This is a genomic window from Moritella marina ATCC 15381 (assembly GCF_008931805.1).
Classification (GTDB): Bacteria; Pseudomonadota; Gammaproteobacteria; order Enterobacterales; family Moritellaceae; genus Moritella; species Moritella marina.
This window is the reverse complement of the sequence record NZ_CP044399.1, coordinates 3,883,467-3,910,214: the sequence shown is the minus strand read 5'-3', so window position 1 is coordinate 3,910,214 and position 26,748 is coordinate 3,883,467. Positions and strand designations below refer to the sequence as shown.

The 26,748-nt window shown below is 41.4% G+C and carries 22 protein-coding genes, 1 tRNA gene and 2 rRNA genes; 19 read left to right on the top strand and 6 right to left on the bottom strand.

Annotation, left to right across the window (positions count from 1 at the left end; translation table 11 throughout):
* Positions 1 to 37: 37 nt before the first annotated feature.
* The 15 genes from FR932_RS17615 (at position 38) to hemB (ending at position 15,181) form a co-directional block, all read left to right on the top strand.
* Positions 38 to 2,938 (top strand): 23S ribosomal RNA (locus tag FR932_RS17615).
* 171 nt (positions 2,939 to 3,109) lie between these two features.
* Positions 3,110 to 3,225 (top strand): 5S ribosomal RNA (gene rrf, locus FR932_RS17610).
* Between the two features lie 38 nt (positions 3,226 to 3,263).
* A tRNA-Asp gene (locus FR932_RS17605) sits at positions 3,264 to 3,340 on the top strand.
* 613 nt (positions 3,341 to 3,953) lie between these two features.
* On the top strand, positions 3,954 to 5,228 hold the full coding sequence (codB, locus tag FR932_RS17600) for a cytosine permease (RefSeq protein WP_019442745.1): 1,275 nt from the start codon (positions 3,954 to 3,956) through the stop codon (positions 5,226 to 5,228).
* Positions 5,228 to 6,502, top strand: coding sequence for a cytosine deaminase (gene codA, locus FR932_RS17595; protein ID WP_019442744.1), 1,275 nt, complete (start codon positions 5,228 to 5,230; stop codon positions 6,500 to 6,502). Before codB ends, codA begins: the two co-directional genes overlap by 1 nt.
* A 140-nt stretch (positions 6,503 to 6,642) precedes the next feature.
* A complete protein-coding gene (gene ubiE / locus FR932_RS17590) occupies positions 6,643 to 7,398 on the top strand; it encodes a bifunctional demethylmenaquinone methyltransferase/2-methoxy-6-polyprenyl-1,4-benzoquinol methylase UbiE (RefSeq protein ID WP_019442743.1) in 756 nt (251 codons plus the stop codon).
* Positions 7,399 to 7,407: 9 nt separating this feature from the next.
* Complete coding sequence (locus tag FR932_RS17585; protein WP_019442742.1) at positions 7,408 to 8,019, top strand: ubiquinone biosynthesis accessory factor UbiJ; 612 nt, start codon at positions 7,408 to 7,410, stop codon at positions 8,017 to 8,019.
* Positions 8,020 to 9,660: a ubiquinone biosynthesis regulatory protein kinase UbiB gene (gene ubiB / locus FR932_RS17580; RefSeq protein ID WP_019442741.1), complete on the top strand. Its 1,641-nt coding sequence runs from the start codon at positions 8,020 to 8,022 to the stop codon at positions 9,658 to 9,660.
* Between the two features lie 122 nt (positions 9,661 to 9,782).
* On the top strand, positions 9,783 to 10,028 hold the full coding sequence (gene tatA, locus FR932_RS17575) for a twin-arginine translocase TatA/TatE family subunit (protein ID WP_019442740.1): 246 nt from the start codon (positions 9,783 to 9,785) through the stop codon (positions 10,026 to 10,028).
* Between the two features lie 3 nt (positions 10,029 to 10,031).
* Positions 10,032 to 10,406 (top strand): Sec-independent protein translocase protein TatB, encoded by a 375-nt coding sequence (gene tatB, locus FR932_RS17570; protein WP_019442739.1) that lies wholly within the window; start codon positions 10,032 to 10,034, stop codon positions 10,404 to 10,406.
* Positions 10,407 to 11,162 (top strand): twin-arginine translocase subunit TatC, encoded by a 756-nt coding sequence (gene tatC / locus FR932_RS17565; protein ID WP_019442738.1) that lies wholly within the window; start codon positions 10,407 to 10,409, stop codon positions 11,160 to 11,162.
* Entirely contained in the window at positions 11,140 to 11,943 is an 804-nt protein-coding gene (locus tag FR932_RS17560; RefSeq protein ID WP_019442737.1) for a TatD family hydrolase, read from the top strand. The genes tatC and FR932_RS17560 overlap by 23 nt, the downstream gene beginning before the upstream one ends.
* Before the next feature lie 109 nt (positions 11,944 to 12,052).
* Positions 12,053 to 13,501, top strand: coding sequence for a coniferyl aldehyde dehydrogenase (locus FR932_RS17555; RefSeq protein WP_019442736.1), 1,449 nt, complete (start codon positions 12,053 to 12,055; stop codon positions 13,499 to 13,501).
* Between the two features lies 1 nt (position 13,502).
* Positions 13,503 to 14,093, top strand: coding sequence for a TetR/AcrR family transcriptional regulator (locus FR932_RS17550; protein ID WP_019442735.1), 591 nt, complete (start codon positions 13,503 to 13,505; stop codon positions 14,091 to 14,093).
* 71 nt (positions 14,094 to 14,164) lie between these two features.
* The gene (hemB, locus tag FR932_RS17545; protein ID WP_019442734.1) at positions 14,165 to 15,181 is read left to right on the top strand and encodes a porphobilinogen synthase; all 1,017 of its coding nucleotides are present in this window, start codon (positions 14,165 to 14,167) and stop codon (positions 15,179 to 15,181) included.
* Positions 15,182 to 15,295: 114 nt separating this feature from the next.
* On the opposite strand, the gene gppA is transcribed toward hemB, so the two are convergent.
* Together gppA and rhlB are read right to left on the bottom strand one after the other, a co-directional pair.
* Positions 15,296 to 16,798: a guanosine-5'-triphosphate,3'-diphosphate diphosphatase gene (gppA, locus tag FR932_RS17540; protein ID WP_019442733.1), complete on the bottom strand. Its 1,503-nt coding sequence runs from the start codon at positions 16,796 to 16,798 to the stop codon at positions 15,296 to 15,298.
* 32 nt (positions 16,799 to 16,830) lie between these two features.
* Positions 16,831 to 18,126 carry an ATP-dependent RNA helicase RhlB gene (rhlB, locus tag FR932_RS17535; protein ID WP_019442732.1) on the bottom strand — a complete coding sequence of 432 codons (1,296 nt, stop codon included), beginning with the start codon at positions 18,124 to 18,126 and terminating at the stop codon, positions 16,831 to 16,833.
* 109 nt (positions 18,127 to 18,235) lie between these two features.
* Here rhlB and trxA point away from each other — a divergent pair, with 109 nt between their 5' ends.
* The 4 genes from trxA (at position 18,236) to fre (ending at position 22,428) form a co-directional block, all read left to right on the top strand.
* On the top strand, positions 18,236 to 18,562 hold the full coding sequence (trxA, locus tag FR932_RS17530; RefSeq protein WP_019442731.1) for a thioredoxin TrxA: 327 nt from the start codon (positions 18,236 to 18,238) through the stop codon (positions 18,560 to 18,562).
* A gap of 274 nt (positions 18,563 to 18,836) precedes the next feature.
* On the top strand, positions 18,837 to 20,102 hold the full coding sequence (gene rho / locus FR932_RS17525) for a transcription termination factor Rho (RefSeq protein WP_019442730.1): 1,266 nt from the start codon (positions 18,837 to 18,839) through the stop codon (positions 20,100 to 20,102).
* A 108-nt stretch (positions 20,103 to 20,210) separates the two neighbouring features.
* Positions 20,211 to 21,677 carry a 4-hydroxy-3-polyprenylbenzoate decarboxylase gene (gene ubiD, locus FR932_RS17520; RefSeq protein WP_019442729.1) on the top strand — a complete coding sequence of 489 codons (1,467 nt, stop codon included), beginning with the start codon at positions 20,211 to 20,213 and terminating at the stop codon, positions 21,675 to 21,677.
* A 61-nt stretch (positions 21,678 to 21,738) separates the two neighbouring features.
* On the top strand, positions 21,739 to 22,428 hold the full coding sequence (gene fre / locus FR932_RS17515) for an NAD(P)H-flavin reductase (RefSeq protein ID WP_019442728.1): 690 nt from the start codon (positions 21,739 to 21,741) through the stop codon (positions 22,426 to 22,428).
* Positions 22,429 to 22,527: 99 nt separating this feature from the next.
* Here the strand turns inward: fre and FR932_RS17510 are convergent, their stop codons facing one another.
* The 4 genes from FR932_RS17510 to hemC are packed head-to-tail and all read right to left on the bottom strand — an operon-like array spanning position 22,528 to position 26,558.
* Positions 22,528 to 23,703: a heme biosynthesis HemY N-terminal domain-containing protein gene (locus tag FR932_RS17510; protein WP_019442727.1), complete on the bottom strand. Its 1,176-nt coding sequence runs from the start codon at positions 23,701 to 23,703 to the stop codon at positions 22,528 to 22,530.
* 15 nt (positions 23,704 to 23,718) lie between these two features.
* Positions 23,719 to 24,855 (bottom strand): uroporphyrinogen-III C-methyltransferase, encoded by a 1,137-nt coding sequence (locus tag FR932_RS17505; protein ID WP_019442726.1) that lies wholly within the window; start codon positions 24,853 to 24,855, stop codon positions 23,719 to 23,721.
* Positions 24,856 to 25,623, bottom strand: a complete 768-nt coding sequence (locus tag FR932_RS17500) for a uroporphyrinogen-III synthase (protein WP_019442725.1) — start codon at positions 25,621 to 25,623, stop codon at positions 24,856 to 24,858. It lies immediately after the preceding gene.
* On the bottom strand, positions 25,620 to 26,558 hold the full coding sequence (hemC, locus tag FR932_RS17495; RefSeq protein ID WP_151676842.1) for a hydroxymethylbilane synthase: 939 nt from the start codon (positions 26,556 to 26,558) through the stop codon (positions 25,620 to 25,622). The genes FR932_RS17500 and hemC overlap by 4 nt, the downstream gene beginning before the upstream one ends.
* Positions 26,559 to 26,748: the final 190 nt, after the last annotated feature.

Genomic DNA, 26,748 nt, shown 5'->3' with positions numbered 1-26,748 from the left:
TAGTTATTTCAATTGTACAGTCGACTTTAGATTGTATGGTTAAGTGACTAAGCGTATACGGTGGATGCCTAGGCAGTCAGAGGCGATGAAGGACGTGTTAATCTGCGTTAAGCTGTGGGGAGTTGATAAAAAGCGTTAATCCACAGATTTCCGAATGGGGGAACCCACCTTACTAAGTAAGGTATCGTAACGTGAATACATAGCGTTGCGAAGCGAACCGGGAGAACTGAAACATCTAAGTACCCCGAGGAAAAGAAATCAATAGAGATACCCTTAGTAGCGGCGAGCGAACGGGGTCTAGCCCTTAAGCAGTTTGGAAGTTAATGGAAGATTCTGGAAAGTTTCACGATACAGGGTGATAGTCCCGTACATGAAAACGACCTTACTGTGAAATCGAGTAGGACGGCACACGTGATATGCTGTTTGAATATGGGAGGACCATCTTCCAAGGCTAAATACTACTGACTGACCGATAGTGAACCAGTACCGTGAGGGAAAGGCGAAAAGAACCCCTGTGAGGGGAGTGAAATAGAACCTGAAACCGTATACGTACAAGCAGTGGGAGCAGACTTGTTCTGTGACTGCGTACCTTTTGTATAATGGGTCAACGACTTAATTTCAGTAGCAAGGTTAAGCGAATAGCGGAGCCGTAGGGAAACCGAGTGTTAACTGCGCGAATAGTTGCTGGGATTAGACCCGAAACCCGGTGATCTAGCCATGGGCAGGTTGAAGGTTGAGTAACATCAACTGGAGGACCGAACCGACTAATGTTGAAAAATTAGCGGATGACTTGTGGCTGGGGGTGAAAGGCCAATCAAACCGGGAGATAGCTGGTTCTCCTCGAAAGCTATTTAGGTAGCGCCTCGCGTCTAACTATTGGGGGTAGAGCACTGTTAAGGCTAGGGGGTCATCCCGACTTACCAACCCTTTGCAAACTCCGAATACCAATAAGTTCAATCGCGGGAGACACACGGCGGGTGCTAACGTCCGTCGTGGAAAGGGAAACAACCCAGACCGTCAGCTAAGGTCCCAAAGTGTATGTTAAGTGGGAAACGATGTGGAAAGGCTCAGACAGCCAGGAAGTTGGCTTAGAAGCAGCCATCTTTTAAAGAAAGCGTAATAGCTCACTGGTCGAGTCGGTCTGCGCGGAAGATTTAACGGGGCTAAACATACCACCGAAGCTACGGATGCAAGACTTGTTCTTGCATGGTAGAGGAGCGTTCTGTAAGCCGTTGAAGGTGAGTTGAGAAGCTTGCTGGAGGTATCAGAAGTGCGAATGTTGACATGAGTAACGATAATGGGGGTGAAAAACCTCCACGCCGAAAGACCAAGGGTTCCTGTCCAACGTTAATCGGGGCAGGGTGAGTCGACTCCTAAGGCGAGGCCGAAAGGCGTAGTCGATGGGAAACTGGTTAATATTCCAGTACTCGCTTATATTGCGATGGGGTGACGGAGAAGGTTAGGCTAGCATGGCGATGGTTGTCCATGTTTAAGGTAGTAGGCAAGTGACTTAGGCAAATCCGGGTCGCTCTCTTTAATGAGAATGCTGAGAACTGATGACGAGTCTCTACGGAGATGAAGTAGTTGATACCCGGCTTGCAGGAAAAACCTCTAAGCTTCAGATATGAGAGAATCGTACCCCAAACCGACACAGGTGGTTAGGTAGAGAATACTAAGGCGCTTGAGAGAACTCGGGTGAAGGAACTAGGCAAAATGGTACCGTAACTTCGGGAGAAGGTACGCCAATGATGGTGAAGGACTTGCTCCGTAAGCTATTGTTGGTCGCAGAGAAATGGTGGCTGCAACTGTTTATTAAAAACACAGCACTGTGCAAAATCGAAAGATGACGTATACGGTGTGACGCCTGCCCGGTGCCGGAAGGTTAATTGATTGGGTTAGACTTAGGTCGAAGCTCATGATCGAAGCCCCGGTAAACGGCGGCCGTAACTATAACGGTCCTAAGGTAGCGAAATTCCTTGTCGGGTAAGTTCCGACCTGCACGAATGGCGTAATGATGGCCACGCTGTCTCCACCCGAGACTCAGTGAAATTGAAATCGCTGTTAAGATGCAGTGTACCCGCGGCTAGACGGAAAGACCCCGTGAACCTTTACTATAGCTTGGCACTGAACATTGAACCTACATGTGTAGGATAGGTGGGAGACTATGAAATATTGTCGCTAGATGATATTGAGTCGTCCTTGAAATACCACCCTTGTACGTTTGATGTTCTAACGTAGGTCCCTTATCGGGATTGCGGACAGTGTCTGGTGGGTAGTTTGACTGGGGCGGTCTCCTCCCAAAGAGTAACGGAGGAGCACGAAGGTTGGCTAAACATGGTTGGACATCATGTGGTTAGTGCAAAGGCATAAGCCAGCTTAACTGCGAGACAGACACGTCGAGCAGGTACGAAAGTAGGTCTTAGTGATCCGGTGGTTCTGAATGGAAGGGCCATCGCTCAACGGATAAAAGGTACTCCGGGGATAACAGGCTGATACCGCCCAAGAGTTCATATCGACGGCGGTGTTTGGCACCTCGATGTCGGCTCATCACATCCTGGGGCTGAAGTTGGTCCCAAGGGTATGGCTGTTCGCCATTTAAAGTGGTACGCGAGCTGGGTTTAGAACGTCGTGAGACAGTTCGGTCCCTATCTGCCGTGGGCGTTTGAGAATTGAGAGGAGCTGCTCCTAGTACGAGAGGACCGGAGTGGACGAACCACTGGTGTTCGGGTTGTTATGCCAATAGCATTGCCCGGTAGCTAAGTTCGGAACTGATAACCGCTGAAAGCATCTAAGCGGGAAGCAGGCCTCGAGATGAGTTCTCACTGGAGCTTTAAGCTCCCTGAAGGGCCGTTGGAGACTACAACGTTGATAGGCAAGGTGTGTAAGTGCTGTGAGGCATTGAGCTAACTTGTACTAATTACCCGTGAGGCTTAACCATACAAACTGAAGTACGACTCGTACGTAAGTGGTATGATTAATTGAAATAATCGACTTAAGAATAGATTGAACACTTTACGTTTTAAAGACTTCTTTATTTATAGCTTTTCAGATTAAAACGAAGTGAAAACTTCTATAGAAAGCAAACAGTGTAATAACTGTAAAGAATTTGCTTGGTGACCATAGTGTTGCGGTACCACCTGACTCCATTCCGAACTCAGTAGTGAAACGTAATAACGCCGATGGTAGTGTGGGGTTTCCCCATGTGAGAGTAGGGCATCGCCAAGCGCCAAATTAAGACTGATATTTATCAGCACAGATTGTGCGGAGCGGTAGTTCAGTTGGTTAGAATACCGGCCTGTCACGCCGGGGGTCGCGGGTTCGAGTCCCGTCCGCTCCGCCAACAATTAGATTAAGCCTGAATCGAAAGATTCAGGCTTTTTTTATGCCTGAAATTCAGAGGTTAAAGAATACAGATTGCGGGGAGCGCTGATTCTTATTCATTGTATTCAGTTGGATTAGAAATGTTACCTACATTTCCCTGCACTTCCTCCATCCATGGCGGTCTTAGACTATTTAATAAAAAGCGGCCTGTCACGCTGCCGGAGGCTTCGCTGGTTATGGTTTGTAGAAAGCCGTTCGCTTTCTCTTTGCCAACAACATTGAAAGCCTGAATCTTACGATCCAGGTTTTTTTATACCTGAAATTTATCTTTATCAACCCCGCAAGTGTCGATGTAAGTCTGTACTTCTATCATTATGACTTATGATATTGGAAAATAATTTAATTTATTTTTGCTGTCATGGTACTCATATTTTAATATGACTGATTTCATCTTGGTGCAACTAAGCTATTGAACTTGTTCTTTATTAAATTTTATTATAAAAATACATATTGTTAGCGGTGTCATTTTTTTTAGCGAGTTTTATTGATGGAAAAATTTTGTTATTGACTTAAAGTTGATGATCATTAGAATACCGCGCAATTTGTCAATAAAAAAAGAAATCGGAGAGTTCGTGGCTGCACAAAATGACTATTCTTTAGGACCCGTTCCTAAATCAGAAAGAAAAGGTTTTATCGCACTATCATTGGTTATGCTAGGGCTAACTTTTTTCTCTGCAAGTATGTGGACAGGTGGTACGCTAGGCACTGGACTTTCCTATGATGATTTCTTCTACGCTGTATTACTTGGTAATTTAATCCTCGGTATCTATACCGCTTTCCTTGGTTATATTGGTACTAAGACAGGCCTTTCAACGCATTTGCTAGCACGCTATTCATTTGGTACTAAGGGGTCATACATCCCGTCTATCTTACTTGGTGGTACTCAGGTAGGGTGGTTTGGCGTTGGTGTGGCTATGTTTGCATTACCTGTTCAAAAAGCGCTGCTGGGTGAAATGGGCGTTGTGCTTGATGTGAATACAATCATTGTGATTGCTGGACTGTTAATGACTGTGACCGTTTATTTTGGCATTTCAGCGCTAATGGTATTAAGCTTTGTCGCTGTACCAGCTATTGCTATCTTAGGTGGTTATTCGGTTTATCTTGCTGTGAATGATCTAGGCGGTATTACTGAAATGCAAAAAATAGTTCCGGCTGTTGATAAGAAAATCGATTTTAATACAGCACTTGCGTTAGTGATAGGCTCATTTATTAGTGCCGGGACCTTAACGGCTGACTTTGTTCGCTTTGGTCGTAAGCCAATGGCTGCTGTTGCTATTACGCTTATTGCTTTCTTCATTGGTAATTCATTAATGTTTATCTTTGGCGCCGCTGGAGCCGCTGCAACAGGCTTTGCTGATATTTCTGATGTGATGATGACGCAGGGGTTATTAATTCCAGCTATTATCGTATTAGGTCTTAATATCTGGACAACAAATGATAATGCCCTTTATGCATCAGGTTTGGGTTTTTCAAATGTGACCGGTATAGACAGTAAGAAGTTAGCAATGATAAATGGTGTGATTGGTACTGTATTTGCGCTTTGGTTATATAATAATTTTGTGGGCTGGTTGTCATTTTTAAGTGCCGCTATTCCACCAATCGGTGGTGTACTTATTGCCGATTATTTCCTAATCCACCGAGGTAAGTATGCTGAATTTGCAAAAGCTGAATTCGAAACAATTCGCTGGCAGGCACTTATTGCTGTTGCTGCTGGTATCGCTGCGGGTCAATTATTACCAGGTGTAGTCCCTGTTAATGCCGTTATCGGTGGTGCTATTGCTTACTTCGTTTGTTGTAAAGTGATGGCCTCTAAATCAATTAATGCTACTAAAAAGAGTGACGCGTAATGCCGACTTTAATTAAAAATGTGCAACTTTACCGAAATAATAAGTTTGTTGATATTCGTATCGAGAATGGTATTTTCTCTGCCATTAAACCGTGTGGCGAACTAGATGGGTCTGATTGCGATATTATTGATGGCGAAGGCGGTTTAGCAACGCCTCCATTTGTTGAACCACATGTGCATTTAGATACAACGCAAACAGCGGGTGAACCGAACTGGAACATGTCAGGTACTTTATTTGAAGGTATTGAGCGTTGGTCGGAACGTAAAGCTATGCTGACACATGAAGATGTGAAGAAGCGTGCAACGACGACGTTAAAATGGCAGATTGCGAACGGTATCCAATACGTACGTACTCACGTTGATGTTTCAGAACCGAATTTAATTGCACTTAAGGCATTACTTGAATTACGTGAAGAGCTAAAAGAATTCATTGAAATTCAAATCGTAGCATTTCCGCAGGAAGGTATTAATTCTTTTCCTAATGGTAAAGAGATTATGCGTAAAGCTGTGGAAATGGGGGCTGACGTTATTGGCGCTATTCCGCATTTCGAATTTAGTCGTGAATATGCAATTGATTCACTTCATTTTGTCTTCGATTTAGCGCAAGAATTTGATTGTCTTATCGATGTACATTGTGATGAAATTGATGATGAGCAATCTCGTTTTGTGGAAACCGTAGCAACATTGGCACACGAAAAGAAAATGGGTCATCGTGTCACGGCAAGTCATACTACAGCAATGCATTCTTATAATGACGCTTACGCTTCTCGTTTATTCCGTTTGCTGAAAATGTCCGGTATTAGCTTTGTTGCAAATCCACTGGTAAATATTCACTTACAGGGGCGTTTTGATTCTTATCCTAAGCGTCGTGGTATTACCCGTGTGAAAGAGATGCTCGCGGCGAATATTAACGTTTGTTTCGGTCACGATGATATCTTCGATCCTTGGTACCCGTTAGGTACTGCGAATATGCTACAAGTCACGCATATGGGACTGCATGTATGTCAAATCATGGGTTATGAGCAAATAGATCAGTCATTGAAACTAATTACCGATCACAGTGCGCAAACATTAAATATTCAAGACCGTTATGGTATTGAAGAAGGTAAGCCTGGTCACTTGGTTATTTTACCTGCTGATTCAGGTTATGATGCTATTCGACGTCAGACTGCACCTCGTTATGTTATTCGAGCGGGTAAAATACTTGCTGAAACAAAACCGAGTGTAACGCATATCAATTTACCTGAGTTTGAAGCGATTAACTTTAAACGTTAATCTGATTTACTCTGTTATATCTAATACCGCCCACTGAGGCGGTATTTTTTTGTCTTTTATAAATTTAATGATTTGTTTCGTTTCAGTTGGCTCGGAGTTGCAGTAAACTAACCGCTTAAACTGATATTAAGGACAGCTCGATGACAGACAAATCAAATAACACCACGCATTTTGGTTATAAAACCGTAGAATCTGACCAAAAGGTCGATATGGTTGCGAGTGTGTTTCATTCAGTAGCAGCTAAATATGATGTAATGAATGATCTTATGTCTATGGGTATTCATCGATTATGGAAACGTTTTACGATTGATTGTAGTGGTGTAAGACAGGGCCATAAGGTATTAGACCTAGCCGGTGGTACAGGTGATTTAACGGCTAAATTTTCACGCATTGTTGGCGATACAGGTTCTGTTACGCTAGCTGATATTAATGATTCAATGCTAAAAGTTGGCCGTGCTAAATTACGTGACCGCGGTATTGTTGGTAATGTGACTTATGTACAAGCAAATGCAGAAGAACTACCTTTCCCAGATAATCACTTTGACTTGATTACGATTGCATTTGGTTTACGTAACGTGACAGATAAAGATAAGGCATTAGCGTCGATGTTCCGTGTATTAAAGCCGGGTGGACGTTTATTAGTGCTAGAATTTTCAAAACCAGATTCTGAAGCGTTGAATAAAGTTTATGATTTCTATTCATTCAATATTTTGCCTAAAATGGGTGAATTAATTGCTGATGATGGCGATAGTTACCAATACCTAGCTGAATCAATCCGTATGCACCCTAATCAAGACACATTAAAAGGCATGATGGAAACCGTTGGTTTTGAAAGTGTTGAATACCATAATTTAACAGGTGGTATTGTTGCTCTGCATCGCGGTTATAAATTCTAAGGTATGCTCATGTCAATCGAAATGCTTGTTACTGCTGGAATTGAAACGTTATTGAATCAATTATTAAAAGCAGATACCAATGCCGTAGATAAGATCGCGTCATTAAAAGGTAAGGTATTAAAAGTAAATATAGCTGAATTACCTAAGCCATTATATTTTATTTTCTCATCTCAGATTGATGTATTAGCCAAATATGATGGTGATGCAGATTGTTGTATGGATATAAAGTTGTCGAGCCTATCTCGCTTACAAGATAGTTCACAGTTCACTGCTTTGATTAAAGAGGGTGAATTGGATATGCGTGGCGATCCTATGGTGGCAAGCAAATTTAGCATCATTCTCAAAGAGCTAGATATTGACTGGGAAGAGCACTTATCTCGTTATACCGGTGATGTTGCTGCGCATAAATTATTACAAGGTGCAAAATCAAGCCAAGCTTGGTTGCAAAATAATATGACTATTGCACGTCATAATATTGCTGAGTATATCATTGAAGAAATACGTTTAGCTCCTGGAGCACTAGAAATTGCTAACTTCTGTGATGAAGTCGCTGAACTAGAATTACAATGCAAGCAATTTGAAATGCGTTTAGCCTTACTCTCACGTAAGGAAGATATATAGATGACAGTCGTTGAGCTTAAGCGTTTCTATCATATCCAAAAGATCGTATTAGAATATGGTCTTGATGAGTTGTTGCCGACACAGTTAAAACCCTTGTCTGCACGACTCGCTCGAAAATCTATTTTTTGGATTAAAAATCAGCATGCTGACAAGTCATCTGCAGAGCGAGTTAAATTAGCATTGCAGCAACTAGGCCCTGTTTTTATTAAATTCGGCCAGATGTTATCAACGCGTCGCGATTTGCTTCCGCAAGAATTTGCTGAACAGCTGGCGATGCTGCAAGATCAAGTACCGCCGTTTGATAGTCAATTGGCGATGCAGCAAATTGAATTAGCGTTAGGTAAACCAATTACAGACGTGTTTGATGATTTTGATCCAATCCCCCTGGCTTCGGCATCTATTGCCCAAGTGCATAGCGCGAAGCTTAAAAGTAATAAGGAAGAAGTCGTTATAAAAATTATTCGACCAGATATCGAGCCTATTATTCGTGCCGATACTCAGTTGATGAAACGACTCTCGAAAGTATTATTAAAATTAGTGCCGGAAGCGGTACGTTTGAGACCTTTAGAAGTCGTTCTCGATTATGAAAAAACGATTCTTGATGAATTAAACCTCGAGCGTGAAGCGGCTAATGCCACGCAGTTACGTCGTAACTTTTTGGATTCGAAAGAATTATATGTTCCCGAAATTTATGCCGATTACAGTCATAAAAACATGATTGTGATGGAGCGTATATACGGTATACCTGTATCTGATATTGCGGCTTTAGAAGCGCAAGGTACTAACATGAAGTTACTTGCGGAGCGTGGGGTTGAAACATTTTTCACTCAGGTTTTCCGTGATAGTTTTTTCCATGCTGATATGCACCCTGGTAATGTATTTGTTGATTATAAGACGCCAGAAGATCCGCGTTGGATTGGTATTGATTGTGGTATCGTTGGTACTTTAAATCGTGAAGATAAACGTTATTTAGCAGAAAATTTACTGGCCTTTTTCCATCGTGATTATCGTAAAGTCGCGGAGTTACATGTCGATTCTGGCTGGGTACCATCACATGTTGATGTGAATGATTTCGAATTTGCGATCCGCACTGTTTGCGATCCTATTTTTGAAAAACCATTAGCAGAGATTTCATTTGGACATGTACTCGTTAACTTATTTGCTACTGCGCGTAAGTTTGATATGACAGTGCAGCCGCAATTAGTGCTATTGCAAAAAACATTATTATACATTGAAGGATTAGGTCGTCAGCTCTATCCTCAGCTAGACTTATGGGATACGGCAAAGCCTTTCCTTGAACGCTGGGTGAAAGAACAAATGGGCCCTCAAGCGGTATTTTCTGCAGTAAAACAACGAGCCCCATTTTGGGCTGAAAAATTACCTGAATTACCAGAGTTAGTGTTTGATACATTAACAAAGGCAACCAAACAACAGGCTAAATTGGATAAACTGTTCACTCAAGCTGAACAATTTACTCAAAACCAAGCGCAGTCAGGTAAAGGACGTTATTTACTGAGTGTGGGTGGTGTAATTATGCTTTGTGCCGCAATCGTGTATCACCCGGATTCGACATCACTAGCATTGACGCTAGCGAGCATTGGCTTTGGGAGCACTGTACTTGGTTGGTTCAAGCTGAAATAGCAGACTCGAAAAGGTCGGTTAAATTTATCGTAGATCAGAGTGTAGTAAATATGTAGTCTATATACTGTATACTGATCAATATTAATAATGACGTATTCAATTACATAAAATAAGGTTTTATCATGGGCGGAATCAGTGTTACTCAGTTAATTATCATTGCTGTAATTATTCTTTTGTTATTTGGAACGAAGAAATTACGTAATGTTGGTGGTGATTTAGGTGCGGCAGTTAAAGGCTTTAAAAAAGCCATGGGTGACGACGCTAAAGACACCAAAACAGAAAGTAAAGTATTAGAAGAAACGACCGCAGCAAAAACAGATGTAACTAAAGAAACAACAGAAACAAAAAAAGATAAAGAACAGGCGTAATTTATGTTTGATATCGGATTTTGGGAGATTGTCGTTATCTCAGTTCTGGGCCTATTAGTATTAGGGCCAGAGCGGTTACCTGTGGCTATAAAAACGGTCAGCACTTGGGTGAAAACCATTAAAGGTGCAGCTAACTCAGTAAAAGACGAATTGTCACATGAATTGAAAATTCAAGAAATGCATGACAATTTGAAAAAAGCTGAGCAGCAAGGCATGAACAATATTAGCCCTGAACTACAAGACTCTATTGATTCTTTACGTGATGCAGCTGCCTCGGTGACACGTCCTTATGCGGATGCTGAGTCATCGACTGCAACCTCAACGGTTGAACAGGCGCCTAAAATAGCTGATCAAGCTATCGAACAGGATAAAAAATAAATGGCAGCAGATCCAAATACTCAGCCTTTGATTACTCATTTAATCGAGCTGAGGGATCGGTTATTGCGTGCGAGTGGCGCAATTATCGTGGTTTTTATTTCTTTAGTATATTTCGCTAATGATATTTATCAGCTAGTTTCGGCGCCTTTGATTGCGCAGCTACCTGCTGGTACAAGTATGATAGCAACAGATGTCGCTACGCCATTTTTCACGCCAATAAAGTTAACCTTGGTTGCTTCTTCATTTATTGCTATCCCTTGGGTACTATATCAAATTTGGGGTTTCATCGCGCCGGGTTTATATAAGCATGAGAAAAAATTAATTGCGCCGCTGGTGATCAGTAGTGCATTACTGTTTTATTTGGGGGTGGCTTTTTCTTACTTTATTGTGTTCCCGTTAGCATTTGAATTTTTTGCTAGTGTTGCACCTGAAGGGGTTACATTTGCGCCCGATATTAGTAGTTACCTTGATTTTGTATTAAAGATATTTTTTGCATTTGGTTTGGCATTTGAAATTCCAATTGCGACATTAGTGTTATGTTGGACTGGTGCGACAACGCCTGAAAGTTTACGTAAAAAGCGCCCTTATATCGTCGTTGCTGCGTTCATTGTGGGCATGCTATTAACACCTCCTGACATTATTTCACAAACATTATTAGCTATTCCTATGTTGCTATTGTTTGAGTTAGGTTTATTATTTTCTCGTTTTTACGTTAAACAGGACGAGATAAAAGATGAAGAAGCAGGAACTGATTGATATAGGTGTTAATTTAACAAACGTTGCTTTTCACAAAGATTTACCTGATGTTATAGCGCGTGCCTCTGCCCAAGGGGTGCGCCGTTTAATTGTTACTGGCACGGATATCGCCGAAAGCCAGCTTGCCTATCAGCTTACTCAAGATTACCCCCAACAACTTTATGCCACTGCTGGTATTCACCCCCATGATGCACGACATGCGACAGATGAAAGCTGGCTGCAAATTAAAACATTAGCGCAGCATGACTCTGTTGTTGCTATCGGTGAATGTGGGCTTGATTTTAATCGTGATTTTTCGCCACGCCCAATGCAAGAAACTGCTTTCGCCAAACAATTGGAATTGGCTGCAGAATTAAACATGCCGGTATTTATGCATGAACGCGATGCTAATGAACGTTTTATTGCCATCCTTAAAGAGTATCGTTCTGCGTTACCAGCTGCTGTACTGCATTGTTTTACTGGTTCAGCTAGTGATCTTGCCGCCTGTCTAGAGCTAGATTTGCATATTGGTATTACAGGGTGGATCTGCGATGAACGCCGTGGCGTAGATTTATATCAATTGGTACGAGACATACCTGCTAACCGGTTAATGTTAGAAACCGATGCGCCTTATTTATTACCCCGAGATTTGAAACCAAAACCAAAATCACGTCGTAATGAACCTTGTCATCTACCGCATGTGGCCGCAACGATTGCCAGAGCGCGTGGAGAGGATATTGATACTTTGCTTAGTCGCAGTCTACATGTGACGGAACAGTTCTTCCAACTGCCTAAGCTGTGATGATTATCACTGCTGTTCATTTTATTTTTGGGCTATTGTAGACAAAACCGACTATTCAGTCTATTTTAATTGACTAACTAGTCGGTTTTTATATTGAGGCATGGATATTATGAGCGTAGCGGAAATTAAAATGAATGATAGCGATAGTATTGTTGAAATCACAGCGATGGAACATATCTTTAGTGCGCAAAAAGAGGCCTACGTAACTCAGGCTGAATGGGATATGAGTGAACGTAAAAAGCGTTTAACGCAATTTAAAACGGCTTTCCTTGCGAATAAAGAGGCTCTTGTTACTGCGGTTTCTGAAGATTATGGTCATCGTTCTCGTTACGATACATTGATCGCTGATATTTTACCGACGGTTGCACAATTTAATTATACCTTATCGCGTGTAGCCAAATGGATGAAGCCGACACGACGTAGTCCTGGACTGTTATTAGCGCCAGCTAGTGTTACGATCCATTATCAGCCTGTTGGTGTTGTTGGTATCGTTGTACCTTGGAATTTTCCGATTAATTTAGCGATTGTACCTCTGATCACTAGTATTGCTGCCGGTAATCGTGCGATGCTCAAAATGTCGGAGTTCACCCCGAAAACGAATCAAGTGTTAAAGAAAATTATTGAATCTGTTTTTGATAGTAAGGATGTGGCGATTGTCGAAGGTGAAATGGCTTTGTCTGCTGCTTTTACTAAACTGCCTTTTGATCATTTATTATTTACTGGCTCGACAGTGGTCGGTAAACACGTAATGCGTGCGGCTGCGGATAACTTAACGCCAGTGACGCTTGAGTTAGGTGGTAAGTCACCTGTAATTGTGGCGCCTGATATTGATATCAAGACTGCGGTTAATCGTATCATGTTGGGGAAAAGCTTAAATGCTGGCCAGATTTGTGTGGCGCCTGATTATATTCTTTGCCCGCGTGCAAAAGTAGATGAATTTGTAAGTGAATATCGTAAAGAATTTAATCGTCGCTATCCAGCGGCAATGGATAATGATGATTACACTAATATTGTTGATGATCGCCAGTATGCGCGTCTTAAATCTTGGTTAGAAGATGCAACGCAGAGAGGGGCTAAAGTTGAAACGATGCAATCGGGTAGTAGTTGTGATGATCAAAAGCATCGCATGTTGCCACATTTGCTGTTAGATACAAATGAAGATATGCAATTGATGCAGGATGAAATATTTGGTCCATTATTACCAATTTTACCTTATGATTCAATTGATGATGCGATTTGTTATATTAAAGCGCGTCCACACCCTTTAGCTTTATATATCATGAGCTTTGATGATGCGACCCAACAAAAAATACAACGTGAGACGATTTCTGGTGGCGTCGCTATTAATGATACAATTATGCATGTAGCAGCTGAAGATGCACCGTTTGGTGGTGTCGGTTCCGCTGGTATGGGTCATTACCATGGTATTGAAGGTTTCCGTACTTTTTCAAAATCAAAAACGATATTGAAACAAGGTAAATTCCATTCAACGCGCTTCGTGCATGCCCCTTATGGTAATTTGATACAAAAGATAATTTTGAAATTTTTCTTGAGATAATATGACTAAATCAAAAAGAACGCTGATCTTGGATAGCGCATTAGCGTTATTCACGGTCAATGGTTTTCATGGTACTTCGACAGCGGCGATTGCTCGTGAAGCTAAAGTTGCAACGGGTACCTTGTTTCATCACTTTGCGACGAAAGAAGCGTTAATCGAAGCGTTATATTTCGAAGTGAAAAAAGAGTTTGCGCAGGCGTTGTTACAAACAAATGATCCTGACTCACCTTTTCCATTGACGAATATTTGGGTTAATGGGGTGACCTGGTTAGTTAGCCAGCCACAAAAAATGGCGTTTATTTTATTATGCAGTCATTCGCTGTATTTTGATAAAAAGGCCCAACTAGCGATATGGCAGGAAGTGTTAGGCTTTTTTACCCAATTACTTAATGCGGGAATTCAAAATGGCACGGTGAAGGATTTACCTATACCGTACCTGCTCACCACCTGTGAAAGTATCCTTTTATCCACGGCGAGTTATGTGTATGCATTACCTGCGGTAGATCAAAAGGCTGCAATTAATTCGTCAATTAATGTAATTGTTGATGCTATTTCAGTACAAGGTGCTGATATTCACTTACTCACGCGGTAAGATGACGGTCTAACCAAGTACCACTCGTACTTGGTTGCCAAATTCGTATTCCTACCTCGTAAGGAGATATCGTGAGTAAAACTATTCTAGGTGGATTCCCAAATCGCCGTCCTCGTCGTAATCGCAAAAATGATTTTTCACGTCGTTTAGTGGCTGAGCATCAGTTAACTGTTAATGATCTTATCTATCCGATGTTTGTACTGGAAGGTAATGGTCGACGTGAAGCTATTGAATCAATGCCGGGTGTTGAACGCTTATCGATTGATTTATTACTTGAAGAAGCTGCTGAACTGGTTGCATTAGGCATTCCGATGATTGCCATTTTCCCAGTAACCCCGTTAGAGCAAAAAAGTTTATTAGCTGAAGAAGCTTATAACGCCAATGGCCTGGCACAAAAAGCAGTGCGTGCATTAAAATCATCATTCCCTGAACTTGGTGTGATGACGGATGTAGCGTTAGATCCGTTCACGACACATGGCCAAGACGGCATTATTGATGTTACGGGTTATATCCTTAACGATATTACCACCGATATCTTAGTGAAACAGGCGCTTTCTCATGCTGAAGCTGGGGCCGATGTTGTCGCTCCTTCAGATATGATGGATGGTCGTATTGGTGCTATTCGCGCTGCACTAGAAGATGCAGGACATGTTAACACCCAAATAATGGCTTACTCGGCAAAGTATGCGTCAAACTATTATGGCCCGTTCCGTGATGCCGTTGGCTCAGCAAGTAATTTGAAGGGTGGCAGTAAAGTCACTTATCAAATGGATCCGGCTAACTCTGATGAAGCGTTACAAGAAGTGGCGATGGATATCGAAGAGGGAGCTGACATGGTGATGGTGAAACCGGGTATGCCTTATCTGGATATCGTCCGCCGTGTTAAAGATGAATTTGGTGTTCCGACGTTTGCCTATCAAGTGAGTGGTGAATATGCGATGCATATGGCTGCGATTCAAAACGGTTGGTTAAAAGAGCAAGAGTGTGTGCTTGAGTCATTGTTATGCTTTAAGCGAGCGGGTGCTGATGGCATTTTGACGTATTTTGCTAAACGTGTGGCTATATGGCTGAAAGAAAATAAAGCTTAAAGATAAGATATCAGGGGGAGTAACTCTTTTGAGCATTATTTAGCGCTAATAAAAAACCGAGCATCTGGCTCGGTTTTTTGTTTTTAGCATTCGACAATATATTATTTACTGAAATTAATGCTCTTGAATACGTAATGGTAACTGCTGTTTCGCTTGTAGTGCTAACTCTGATGTAAGGGCCGCTGCACGTAATGGGTGTTGGGATAACCATTGCGCAGGTAACGTGATCACGAGGGTATTGTCTGCTGCAGTATTCAGTGAAAAATCAGGTATTGTGCCATCGGTGCGACGTAAGGCTAAGGTACATGAGACACGTAGAATACGACAAAGCAGTAATGCACTGGCGTAACTGATTGCTGATTGCTGTGCTAATAAAGATAAATTTAGCTCATCACGCTGATTAATTAATAATGCTGAAAGCAGCTGCTTTTGCGCTTTAGTGAAACCAAGCATATCGGTATTATCGATAAGGTAAGCCGCATGTTGTGGCGCTTTCTTATAATCAATCGACAAACCAATTTCGTGTAAACTACTCACATAAGCTAATAAAGGCCCTGCTTGGATATCGTCTACTGAAATCGTTGATTTTAATTGGTCAAAGGCTTTTAATGACGTGAGTTTAACGCGTTCAGCCTGTTCAATATCAAGCTGATGTTTAACCATTAATGCATTCACTGTTTGTTGGCGTACGTTATGACTTGCGCGTAGGCCTGTCATTTCGTAAATAACGCCTTCTCTTAATGCGCCGCCAGCTAAAAACATATTGTTAATATTCAAGCTTTCGAATAGCGCTGTTAGAATAGCGAGGCCACTAGTGAATACTGGTTTTCTATCGCTCGCTAAGCCTTTAATATTGAGGTTTTCAATATTCCCACAGGCAATTGCTTGCCGTTGGATACGGTGTAGTTTAGCTAAGGTGATATGTTCGTTTTCACCTTGCGCGACCATTATTTCTTGCAGCGCTTGGATTGTACCGGATGCCCCGATACAGCTATCCCAGCTCAAGGTTAAATACTTTTCTTGTTGAGGTTTCAAGACCGTTTTTGCCGCATCAATAGCCTGCGTAAAGTTGTGTTGATTGAGCTTACCATCGGAAAAATAGTTATTTAACCAAGTAACACAACCCATTTTAAAGCTATAAAGTAATTTAGCTTGGGCTTGTTCACCAATAATGAGCTCAGTGCTTGCACCGCCAATATCGACAACTAAACGATTACCTTGACCACTGCTGGTATAGGCAACGCCTTTGTAGATTAGCGCGGCTTCTTGTTCTCCGGAGATTATATTTACCGGATGGGCCAATATTTTCTCTGCTGTTGCCAGAAATTCTGCGACGTTGTTAGCAAGGCGTAATGTTGCCGTGCCCACAATGCGAATATTCGCAGTCGGAATATCTTGGAGTTGTTCTGCAAACAAACTTAAGCAATCCCAACCACGCTGCAATGCGGCTTGATCAAGATTGTTGTTTGCATCAAGGCCCGCCGCAAGTCTTACTTTGCGTTTTACTTTAGCAACAGTTTGCAAACTGTTGCTAATCTCGCGAACAACTAACATATGAAAGCTGTTTGAACCTAGGTCAATGACAGCATATAAATTTGACGAACTTTTTTGGCTCACACTAATCACTTATCTATAAACAAACTATGTTATTAATGGGTTTTGTTGTGCGTATTATGCTGACGTTGACCAGTACGACGCGTTTTACTACGATCGTTCATTGTGCGTGAATTACCTGGACGTGCACGTTTAGTGTGAACAGGTCGCGGTAAATCAGTTAACAATGCTGTTTTATCGTAATGACAAACAGGGATCGTATTTTCGATGTATTCTTCAATCGCAGGTAAGTTGTAAATGTATTTTTCACACGCGAAACTGATTGAATGACCTGTTGCACCAGCACGACCTGTACGGCCAATACGGTGAACGTAATCGCCACAATTATCAGGTAAATCGTAGTTAAATACATGACTTACTGCTGGAATATGTAGACCTCGGGCCGCAACGTCTGTTGCCACAAGAATATCTAATTTACCTTGGGTAAATTGTTCAAGAATACTATTACGTTTCTTCTGCGGGATATCACCTGTTAATAGACCTACGCGATGTTTATCTGCAGCTAGGTGGCCCCAGATGTCTTCACATTTGTGTTTGGTGTTAGCGAATACAATCGCGCGATCTGGCCATTCTTCTTCGATTAACGTTTGTAGTAAAGCCATCTTGTCATCATTTGATGGATGGAATAGCTCTTGAGTGATGCTGCTACCTGTTACTTTTTCTGCTTCTACAGTTACTTCTTCAGGTTCATTCATGTGCTGGTAAGCAAGTTCACGAATATCCCAAGTAAAGGTCGCTGAAAATAATAGGTTTAGGCGCTGTTTCGGGTCTGGCATTTTTCGCATTAGGTAGCGAATGTCTTTAATGAAACCTTGATCTAACATGCGATCGGCTTCATCTAATACTAATGCTTCCACACCGGATAAATCCATTGCTTTTTGTTTTTCAAAATCAATGATTCGGCCCACAGTGCCAATAATAATATCGACACCATTTGCAAGGTTTTCACGCTGAATATCGTAGCTTTCACCACCATAAACCAGACCCATTTTAAGGCCTGTTGCTTTGGCAATTGGTATCGCATCTTTATGAATTTGAATTGCAAGTTCACGAGTTGGCGCTAATATGATAGCGCGAGGCTTATTTTTTGGACGATCTTCAGCGGCTGGTGTTTTCAATAAATGATGGAAAATAGCGGCTAAAAATGCAATCGTTTTGCCTGTACCAGTCTGTGCTTGACCGGCGACATCTTTACCTTTAATGGCAAATGGCAAGCTAAGCGCTTGAATTGGTGTACAATATTCGAAGCCTGACGCTTCTAACCCAGAAAGTACGTCGGCATTAAGGCCAAACTGGGAGAACTTATGTTCTGTAAGATGTTTTTTGCTCATTTAATTAGCATATCAGGTTAAGCTTGCATTAAGAACTTAAATCTATTGAAATAGAGCAATGAGTGCCACATATATGTAGTAACAAAATTATTTTTTATTGGAGTTATAAATGAGCGACAAAATTATCCAGCTAACTGATGCTGCTTTCGACACAGATGTACTATATTCTGAATTACCTGTACTAGTTGATTTCTGGGCTGAGTGGTGTGGACCGTGTAAAATGATCGCACCGATCTTAAGCGAAGTAGCTGAAGAGTACGCAGGTAAAGTGACTATCGGTAAATTAAATATTGATCAAAATTCAGGTACGCCACCAAAATTTGGTATCCGTGGTATCCCGACTTTATTATTATTTAAAAACGGTGCTGTAGCAGCAACGAAAGTTGGCGCATTATCAAAAGCGCAATTACAAAGTTTTCTAGACGAAAACCTGTAACATAAAAAATACTGACGAGATTTTGTTTTTAAATCTTGTCAGTATGCTATTATTCAGTGGACGAATAAAAATATAAATGCTAATTTTACTGTGCGTTTATTGCTCTACGTGCCGAGTCAGGTACATCAATCAATGATCCAATCATTGATTCAATAACTCAAATTATGGATTTATTACTTAGTTAATGAACCACACACTCGATCATTGATTCAAACCCTTTATCCTTGGTTGACATCCCGTTACGCAAAGGTCGCATAAGCTCGAACTCATCATTATGAATTTAACCGAATTAAAAAACACACCAGTTTCTGAACTTGTAAAACTGGGCGAATCTATGGGTCTAGAAAATCTGGCTCGCTTAAGAAAACAAGACATCATTTTTTCTATCTTAAAAGCTCACGCAAAAAGCGGTGAAGACATTTTTGGTCATGGTGTTTTAGAGATTTTGCAGGATGGCTTTGGTTTCTTGCGTTCAGCAGATAGCTCGTATCTCGCCGGTCCTGATGATATTTATGTATCACCAAGTCAGATCCGTCGCTTTAACTTGCGAACGGGTGATACTGTTGGTGGTAAGATTAGACCGCCGAAAGATGGCGAACGTTATTTTGCTCTACTCAAAATTAACGAAGTAAACTTTGACCGTCCAGAAAACTCTCGTAATAAAATCCTCTTTGAAAACCTTACTCCAATCCACCCAAATGAACGTTTACGTTTAGAGCGTGGTAATGGTAGTACCGAAGATATCACCGCACGTATTCTTGATTTAAGTGCCCCGATCGGTAAAGGTCAACGTGGTCTTATTGTGGCACCGCCGAAAGCCGGTAAAACAATGTTATTACAGAATATTGCTTCTTCAATTGCACTAAATCATCCTGAGGCAACCTTGATGGTATTGCTTATTGATGAGCGTCCGGAAGAAGTAACTGAAATGCAGCGTTTGGTTCGTGGTGAAGTAATCGCTTCAACATTTGATGAACCTGCTAACCGTCACGTACAAGTGGCGGAAATGATGATCGAAAAAGCAAAACGTCTTGTAGAACACAAGAAAGACGTGATCATCTTACTCGACTCTGTAACGCGTCTAGCACGTGCTTACAATACGGTAACGCCGTCATCAGGTAAGATCTTATCTGGTGGTGTTGATGCAAATGCTTTACACCGTCCGAAACGTTTCTTTGGTGCTGCGCGTAATGTTGAAGAAGGTGGTTCTTTAACTATTATTGCAACAGCATTGATCGACACTGGTTCGAAAATGGATGAAGTAATTTACGAAGAATTTAAAGGTACTGGTAACCAAGAGTTACACCTTAACCGTAAAATTGCTGAACGCCGTGTTTATCCTGCGATTGATTTCACTCGTTCAGGTACGCGTCGTGAAGAGTTATTAGCAGATAAAGCTGAGCTACAAAAAATGTGGATCCTACGTAAAATTATTCACCCAATGGGCGAGATTGATGCGATGGAATTCCTGATTGATAAGCTGGCGATGACGAAAACGAATGATCAATTCTTCGATGCAATGAAGAAACAAAAGTCATAATCGTTTAGGCTAATTGTCTGTGATTAATATTTAAAATAAGCGCCATATATTTTGTTTTTATAACAAGTGTATGGCGTTTTTTTTGCCAAAAATAGCATGGAACCGTTTATGAAATATAAAGATCTAAGAGACTTTATTGCTTTGCTTGAAAGTAAAGGTCAGCTAAAACGTATTAAACAAGAAATTGACCCGTACTTAGAAATGACTGAAATTTGTGATCGCACATTAAAAGCAGGTGGTCCGGCGTTATTATTTGAAAATCCAAAAGGTCATACTATGCCGGTACTGGGCAATCTTTTTGGTACGCCTGATCGTGTTGCTATGGGCATGGGGCGCGAGAGTTTAAGCGAACTACGTGAAGTCGGTCAGTGGTTGTCTTATTTGAAAGAACCTGAGCCGCCAAAAGGCTTTAAAGAATTAATGGAAAAAGTGCCAATCTTTAAACAGGTATTAAATATGCCGACGAAAAGATTGCGCAAAGCACCTTGCCAAGAAATTATCTTAACGGGTGATGACGTCGACTTATCTAAAATACCGGTACAACATTGTTGGCCTGGTGACGTTGCACCCTTGATTACTTGGGGCCTCACGATCACCCAAGGACCTTACAAAAAACGTCAGAATTTAGGTATTTACCGTCAGCAAGTGCTGAGTAAAAATAAAGTCATTATGCGTTGGTTATCTCACCGTGGTGGCGCGCTGGACTTTAAAGAATTCCAAGAATTAAACCCAGGTGAAAACTACCCTGTGTCAGTGGCTCTTGGTGCTGATCCTGCAACGATTCTAGGGGCGGTAACACCGGTTCCGGATACGTTATCTGAATATGCGTTTGCTGGGTTATTACGTGGTAGTCGTACTGAAGTGATTAAATCTATCTCTAATGATTTGGAAGTACCTGCTGGTGCGGAAATCATTTTAGAAGGTTATATCGCGCCGGGCGAAATGGCTGAAGAAGGCCCTTATGGTGATCATACTGGTTACTATAATGAAACGGATTCATTTCCTGTGTTTACGGTTACGCACATTACTATGCGTAAAGATGCTATTTATCATTCGACTTACACAGGCCGTCCTGCGGATGAACCAGCGGTATTAGGTGTGGCATTAAATGAAGTTTTCGTGCCAATTTTACAAAAGCAGTTCCCTGAAATTGTCGATTTTTATTTACCGCCTGAAGGCTGTTCGTACCGTATGGCGATTGTGACAATTAAGAAGCAATATCCGGGTCATGCAAAACGCGTGATGTTGGGGGTTTGGTCTTTCTTACGTCAGTTCATGTACACCAAGTTTGTGATCGTGTGTGATGATGATATTAACGCGCGTGATTGGAACGATGTGATTTGGGCTATTACGACACGTATGGATCCAGCACGTGACACGACTATGATTGAACACACGCCAATTGATTATCTTGATTTTGCTTCACCTGTGTCTGGTTTAGGTTCAAAAATGGGCATGGATGCAACCAATAAATGGCCTGGTGAAACTGATCGCGAATGGGGTGAACCTATTGTAATGGACGAAAAGGTTAAACAACGAGTCGATGATTTATGGGACGAATTAGGTATTTTGTGATATAAATGAGCTAGATCATAAAAATTCGTGCTTGTCAGAGATTAAGATTGAAAGGGAATGTATGTTAAGAATTAAGTGTGAAGTGACGTTATTAGAGTCTTATACAGATACTGTATTTAACGTGAAATTGAAACCTGAACAGAAGGTGGATTTTCAAGCTGGACAATATCTAATGGTGGTCATGGCAGAAGATGACAAGCGCCCATTTTCAATTGCTTCTAATCCAAGTAATGATGAAATTTTAGAATTGCACATTGGTGCATCAGAACAAAATTCATATGCAATGCAAGTTGTTGAACGTCTAAAATCAGGTACTGTTGAAGTTGAACTACCTGGCGGTAATGCAGGATTAAGAGAAGACTCAGAACGTCCTTTAGTGTTAATTGCTGGCGGTACTGGTTTCTCGTATACAAAATCGATTTTAGAACGTGCGGTTGAAGTGAGTAAACGTCCTATTTCATTGTATTGGGGCGCTCGTGAAGCATCGCATCTATATGCATTTTCATTAGCACAAGAATTAGCGGATGCACATCCACAGGTAACGTTTATTCCTGTTGTTGAAACTGCGCCTGCTGAATGGTCTGGAAAAATAGGGCAAGTTCATCAAGTGGTTATGGAAGATGTTACTGACTTAGCTGCTTGTGATATTTATATCGCGGGTCGTTTTGAAATGGCAGGTGCTGCACGTACCGATTTTGCACCATTTGGCGTAAAAGAACATTTATATGGCGATGCATTTGAATTCATTTAAGTATTGCTAACGACCGTTAATCGATACTGAAAATGTATTGATAATAAAAAAGCCGTAACAGATGTTACGGCTTTTTTAATATCTTCAATTTAATGTGATTTATTCATCTTGCTGATGGTAGCTCAAGCTTTGTTTGTAAGTCGCATTGGCATCGTTAACACGACCTAGTTTTTCATAAGCCTGCGCGAGTGCTGCATAAGCCGATGTCGATGGAGATTGACTCATACCTTGGCTTAACTCTTCGACAGCGTCGCTCCAGCGTCCTTCTTTCACCATCAACTGGCCAATGCTCACCGCTAACAAACCTGAACCTTCACGGCTTTTTTGCAAACGTTTAAGACGTTCAATTAAAGCATGATGATCCGTTAAGTTTAATTGTGGCGTTAGCGCGATTAACTCAGGATAAAATTCATTACTTAATGCGTCCATAATTAACAGGTACGCAGACTGATCATCATTACGACTGAGCAGTAGGCTTGCTGTTTCAGCCAAATAACGTCCATCATTTTTTAGCGCCTTAGGGAGTGCGCTCCAAGTATCAAGTAGACCTGTGCTGCCTTGTTGTTTTGCTACTTCACCTAAATGCTGGAAGTGACTGCTTTTACGGAGTTCATCCGCTTCACTTGTGCTTAACAGTTTTTGTTTTTGTAATGGTGTAATAAGGTTGAGTAATTGACCCCATTCTTTTCTTTCGATACACACATTTTTAAACAACGTTAATACCACTTTGTTTTTAGGCTGCTGGTGATGTAATGAAGAGAGTGAGGCAAATGCTTGTTCAAATTGTAATTGTTCAACTTGTAATTTAGCTTGTGTTAATTCTACTGCAAAGGTGTTTTTATCAGCATTCTTGTGTGCTAATAATAAATACTCATCACGTTTGGTTTCGTTACCAAGCCCTTGTGCTGATTGTGCAGCGGCAAGGTAGTTTAATACGGGTACTTGTGCTTTTTTAGCTGCTTTTAGGGTTAACGTTTCAGCTCGCTTAAAGTCACCACTGGCTAATGCTAAAATACCTTTTTCAGTTTGTATTTTTGCACGCGCTTGGTGATAACGATTAAACCAACCTAAGCTGTGTGTCAGTTTATTGATTAATGCTTCGATGGCTAACAACGCAAAGTAGAAACCAACAACCATGATCACGGCACTGCTCACCGTTGCATCAATGATATAGTCGCCTGCTGCGACCATTACATAACCTTTATTGCCCATGAAGTAAGGGGCGCCAATTGCACCTGCAAGAAGCAGTGCGATTAATACGATAAATCTAACCATGTTCTCTGCCTCCGCTTATTCTGCGCCAGTGTTATTTGCGAGTGAATTGATTTTGCGATCTCTGATTGTCGTTTGAATCAATGCTGCACTATTTAACTTGCTTGGATATGTTGTCGTAATCGTTGTTTCTTTTAGCGTATCAAGCGTTGTTAACATCGCTTTAGTCGCGGGTTGATTGACATCGTAATAGCGCTTAATCCAAGCATTTGCTGTTTTCAGTGTGAGCTTAAATTTAGCTTGGTCTTGACGATATACGGCTAATTCTGCTTGCAGTAGTTGCGTTTTTAGATTTTCAGTTAAATACCAAGCTGTTTGTGGTGACAGCAGCGCATCGACAGAATTGTCTTGGCGACGGATAGTAATGAAATTAGCGCTGAATGACTGCCACGATTTAGTTAAGTTTTCTTTCCAGTCCGAGCTGTTACTAGATAATTCTTTATCTGTTTTAATGATATCAGGGCGAGTTAAACCCGCTAAGACGAGGTTATCAACTTCTTCAGCTTGGATTGCCAGTTTTAATGCTAAGCCATCGTGGTCAATACGCGGTAATTTAGTCAGAGTAGCAATGTCTTGCTCGATGACTTTGCGTAGTGGTAATAAGCTCGGATCGTTTAATTGGGTTAGACGGCGGCTTGCCGATGACAGTAAGGCTAAGCTGGTATCAACGTCTTGTTCTAATGCAATCTTACGACCGGCGATGCGAATTAAATATTCTGCTTCGGCAAGCATCCACTCATTGGGATTTCGCATTTTTAAGTTAGCGATCGCCAGTTGTACCGTTTCAAGTTGTGAATTCGTTAGCTTTTCACTTTCTTTAATGTCGGTAACTTGCTGTGTCGTTTGCTTTAATTGATTCGCAATAGTTTGGTTATTTTCGCTTAATTGTAGGCGTAGTGACTGTTGGGTGTCTTTTTGTTCTTGCAGCTGTGCTTGTAATGTCGCCATGACTTGCTGCTGAATTTGATTCTGCTGATGGCTATGGTAATAAAGACCCGCACCAAGACCAAGCGTTAACAGTATTGCTACTGCACCAGTGATCACTCCCGTCTTACTTGCTGGCTTACTTTCCTTTGTAACCGAGTCTGGTGAGTCAATAATGCCTTTTGTTGGTTTAGCTTCGGCATGTTGACTGTTATTTTTTTTATCTGTCATTTAGCTTATTCCTATCTGCATATCCAATTGCTTAACAGCATTAAATAATGAATTATTTGATGCACCACTAGCAATGGTGACGTGTTCTATTCCTAAGCCGTGAGCAAGTGCTGCAATTCGTTGGCTAGGAACAATAAAGTTTAAGTTTAATATCCAAGGTAACGCTGTATAGGGTATTGTTTTAATCAGGTTACTGAGGATTTCACCGCTAGTGATAATAACACTATTAATAGCGAATTGTTGCCACTTATTAATCAGTACCTCTGGATCATAATTAGGTACAGTACGTTGATAAACTTCACAATATGTCACGTTTGCGGTGCGTTTAATTAGATCTTCTGCCATGGTTTCTCGGCCACCATTACCACGAAGAATAACAATGTTTTTACCTGTAACTAATACGTTAGCAAGTAGCTTTAATACGCCTTCGCTATCATGTGTATCGGGTATTTCTACGTGATTAACACCGTATTTCTGCCAGCGTTTTGCCGTGGTCGGGCCGACTGAGATATAGTTTATCTGCTGTGGCCACGTTTTATTACCGAGGGTTAAACTGCTGTTTGCATACTCTACCGCATTATCGCTTATGGCAATAATATAGTCACCGGGCTGTAATTTTTCCAGTAATGAGCTCACTTTATCAAATTGCTGCCCTGCGGAAATGTCGATAAACGGGCAGCATAAGGCTGCACCATGAGCAGCCTTAATCTGACGAGCAAGTTGCTCGCCTTTTTCGTGTGGGCGAGTGATTAGCGCCCTGATTTTCATGCGTCTGCGTTATTGTAAACTTCAGTTAAAATTTCTTTTGCACCTTGTGCTAGCAGAGTGTCAGCAAGTGTTAAGCCTAACTGGCGGGCATTTTTACGGTCGCCACGGATTTCTGCACGGATAACTTCAGTACCATCTGGCTTGCCAACAAGGCCACGCAACCACAGTTCATCACCGTCGATTAATGCATAACTACCGATTGGTACTTGGCAACCACCTTCCAATGCTAAGTTCATTGCGCGCTCAGCCCATACTCGATCACTGGTTAAAGGGTGATTTAGAGGTGCTAGGATTGCTTTTACACGTTCATCATCAACGCGACATTCAATGCCTACTGCACCTTGGCCTACTGCTGGTAGGCTTTGCTCTGGCTCAATGTAGCTAGCAATACGGTACTCCATATCCAGGCGTTTCAGACCTGCTGCTGCCAGAATAATCGCGTCATAATCTTTGTTATCAAGTTTGTTTAAACGGGTGTTAACGTTGCCGCGTAAATTCATGATTTTTAGATCTGGGCGTGCTTCACTCAGTTGGCATTCTCGACGCAAACTGCATGTTCCTACGATTGCACCTGGTGATAATTCTTCTATTTTTTTGTAAGTATTTGAAACGAAAGCATCACGAGGGTCTTCACGTTCGCAAATCACTTCTAAGCCTAAACCTTCTGGAAATTCAACTGGCACGTCTTTCATTGAATGCACGGCAATATCGGCACGGTTCTCAAGCATTGCCACTTCAAGTTCTTTTACAAAAAGGCCTTTACCACCCACTTTTGCTAACGGCGTATCTAAAATGATGTCACCTTTTGTTACCATTGGAATTAGTTCCACGGTAAGGTTTTGATGGATCGATTCTAGACGTGCTTTTACATACTCAGCTTGCCACATTGCAAGTGGACTTTTACGGGTTGCAATTCTTAGTGTTTCAGTAGCCATGATATTTCCAAATTTAACTAGATTGGCTAAATATTAACAGATTTCCCCCGTTAATGGTTGATCTAAGATGGGGTTATTTGTAAAAAAGAGGGTTAATTTAACCACTCGATAACATATAAAATCGGATTGAAAGTAGCGGCTTATTTAATGAGAACTGTAGCTATCGTTTTAAAGTATAGGAGGACGATTA

Bases quoted from the DNA above. Each gene is read 5' to 3' on its own strand.
- ubiD (WP_019442729.1), top strand. From the start codon at position 20,211: ATGAAATATAAAGATCTAAGAGACTTTATTGCTTTGCTTGAAAGTAAA.
- FR932_RS17585 (WP_019442742.1), top strand. From the start codon at position 7,408: ATGTCAATCGAAATGCTTGTTACTGCTGGAATTGAAACGTTATTGAAT.
- FR932_RS17555 (WP_019442736.1), top strand. From the start codon at position 12,053: ATGAGCGTAGCGGAAATTAAAATGAATGATAGCGATAGTATTGTTGAA.
- FR932_RS17505 (WP_019442726.1), bottom strand. From the start codon at position 24,855: ATGACAGATAAAAAAAATAACAGTCAACATGCCGAAGCTAAACCAACA.
- trxA (WP_019442731.1), top strand. From the start codon at position 18,236: ATGAGCGACAAAATTATCCAGCTAACTGATGCTGCTTTCGACACAGAT.
- FR932_RS17510 (WP_019442727.1), bottom strand. From the start codon at position 23,703: ATGGTTAGATTTATCGTATTAATCGCACTGCTTCTTGCAGGTGCAATT.
- tatA (WP_019442740.1), top strand. From the start codon at position 9,783: ATGGGCGGAATCAGTGTTACTCAGTTAATTATCATTGCTGTAATTATT.
- ubiE (WP_019442743.1), top strand. From the start codon at position 6,643: ATGACAGACAAATCAAATAACACCACGCATTTTGGTTATAAAACCGTA.
- FR932_RS17500 (WP_019442725.1), bottom strand. From the start codon at position 25,623: ATGAAAATCAGGGCGCTAATCACTCGCCCACACGAAAAAGGCGAGCAA.
- rho (WP_019442730.1), top strand. From the start codon at position 18,837: ATGAATTTAACCGAATTAAAAAACACACCAGTTTCTGAACTTGTAAAA.
- codA (WP_019442744.1), top strand. From the start codon at position 5,228: ATGCCGACTTTAATTAAAAATGTGCAACTTTACCGAAATAATAAGTTT.
- tatC (WP_019442738.1), top strand. From the start codon at position 10,407: ATGGCAGCAGATCCAAATACTCAGCCTTTGATTACTCATTTAATCGAG.
- tatB (WP_019442739.1), top strand. From the start codon at position 10,032: ATGTTTGATATCGGATTTTGGGAGATTGTCGTTATCTCAGTTCTGGGC.
- rhlB (WP_019442732.1), bottom strand. From the start codon at position 18,126: ATGAGCAAAAAACATCTTACAGAACATAAGTTCTCCCAGTTTGGCCTT.
- hemC (WP_151676842.1), bottom strand. From the start codon at position 26,558: ATGGCTACTGAAACACTAAGAATTGCAACCCGTAAAAGTCCACTTGCA.
- FR932_RS17560 (WP_019442737.1), top strand. From the start codon at position 11,140: ATGAAGAAGCAGGAACTGATTGATATAGGTGTTAATTTAACAAACGTT.
- ubiB (WP_019442741.1), top strand. From the start codon at position 8,020: ATGACAGTCGTTGAGCTTAAGCGTTTCTATCATATCCAAAAGATCGTA.
- FR932_RS17550 (WP_019442735.1), top strand. From the start codon at position 13,503: ATGACTAAATCAAAAAGAACGCTGATCTTGGATAGCGCATTAGCGTTA.
- fre (WP_019442728.1), top strand. From the start codon at position 21,739: ATGTTAAGAATTAAGTGTGAAGTGACGTTATTAGAGTCTTATACAGAT.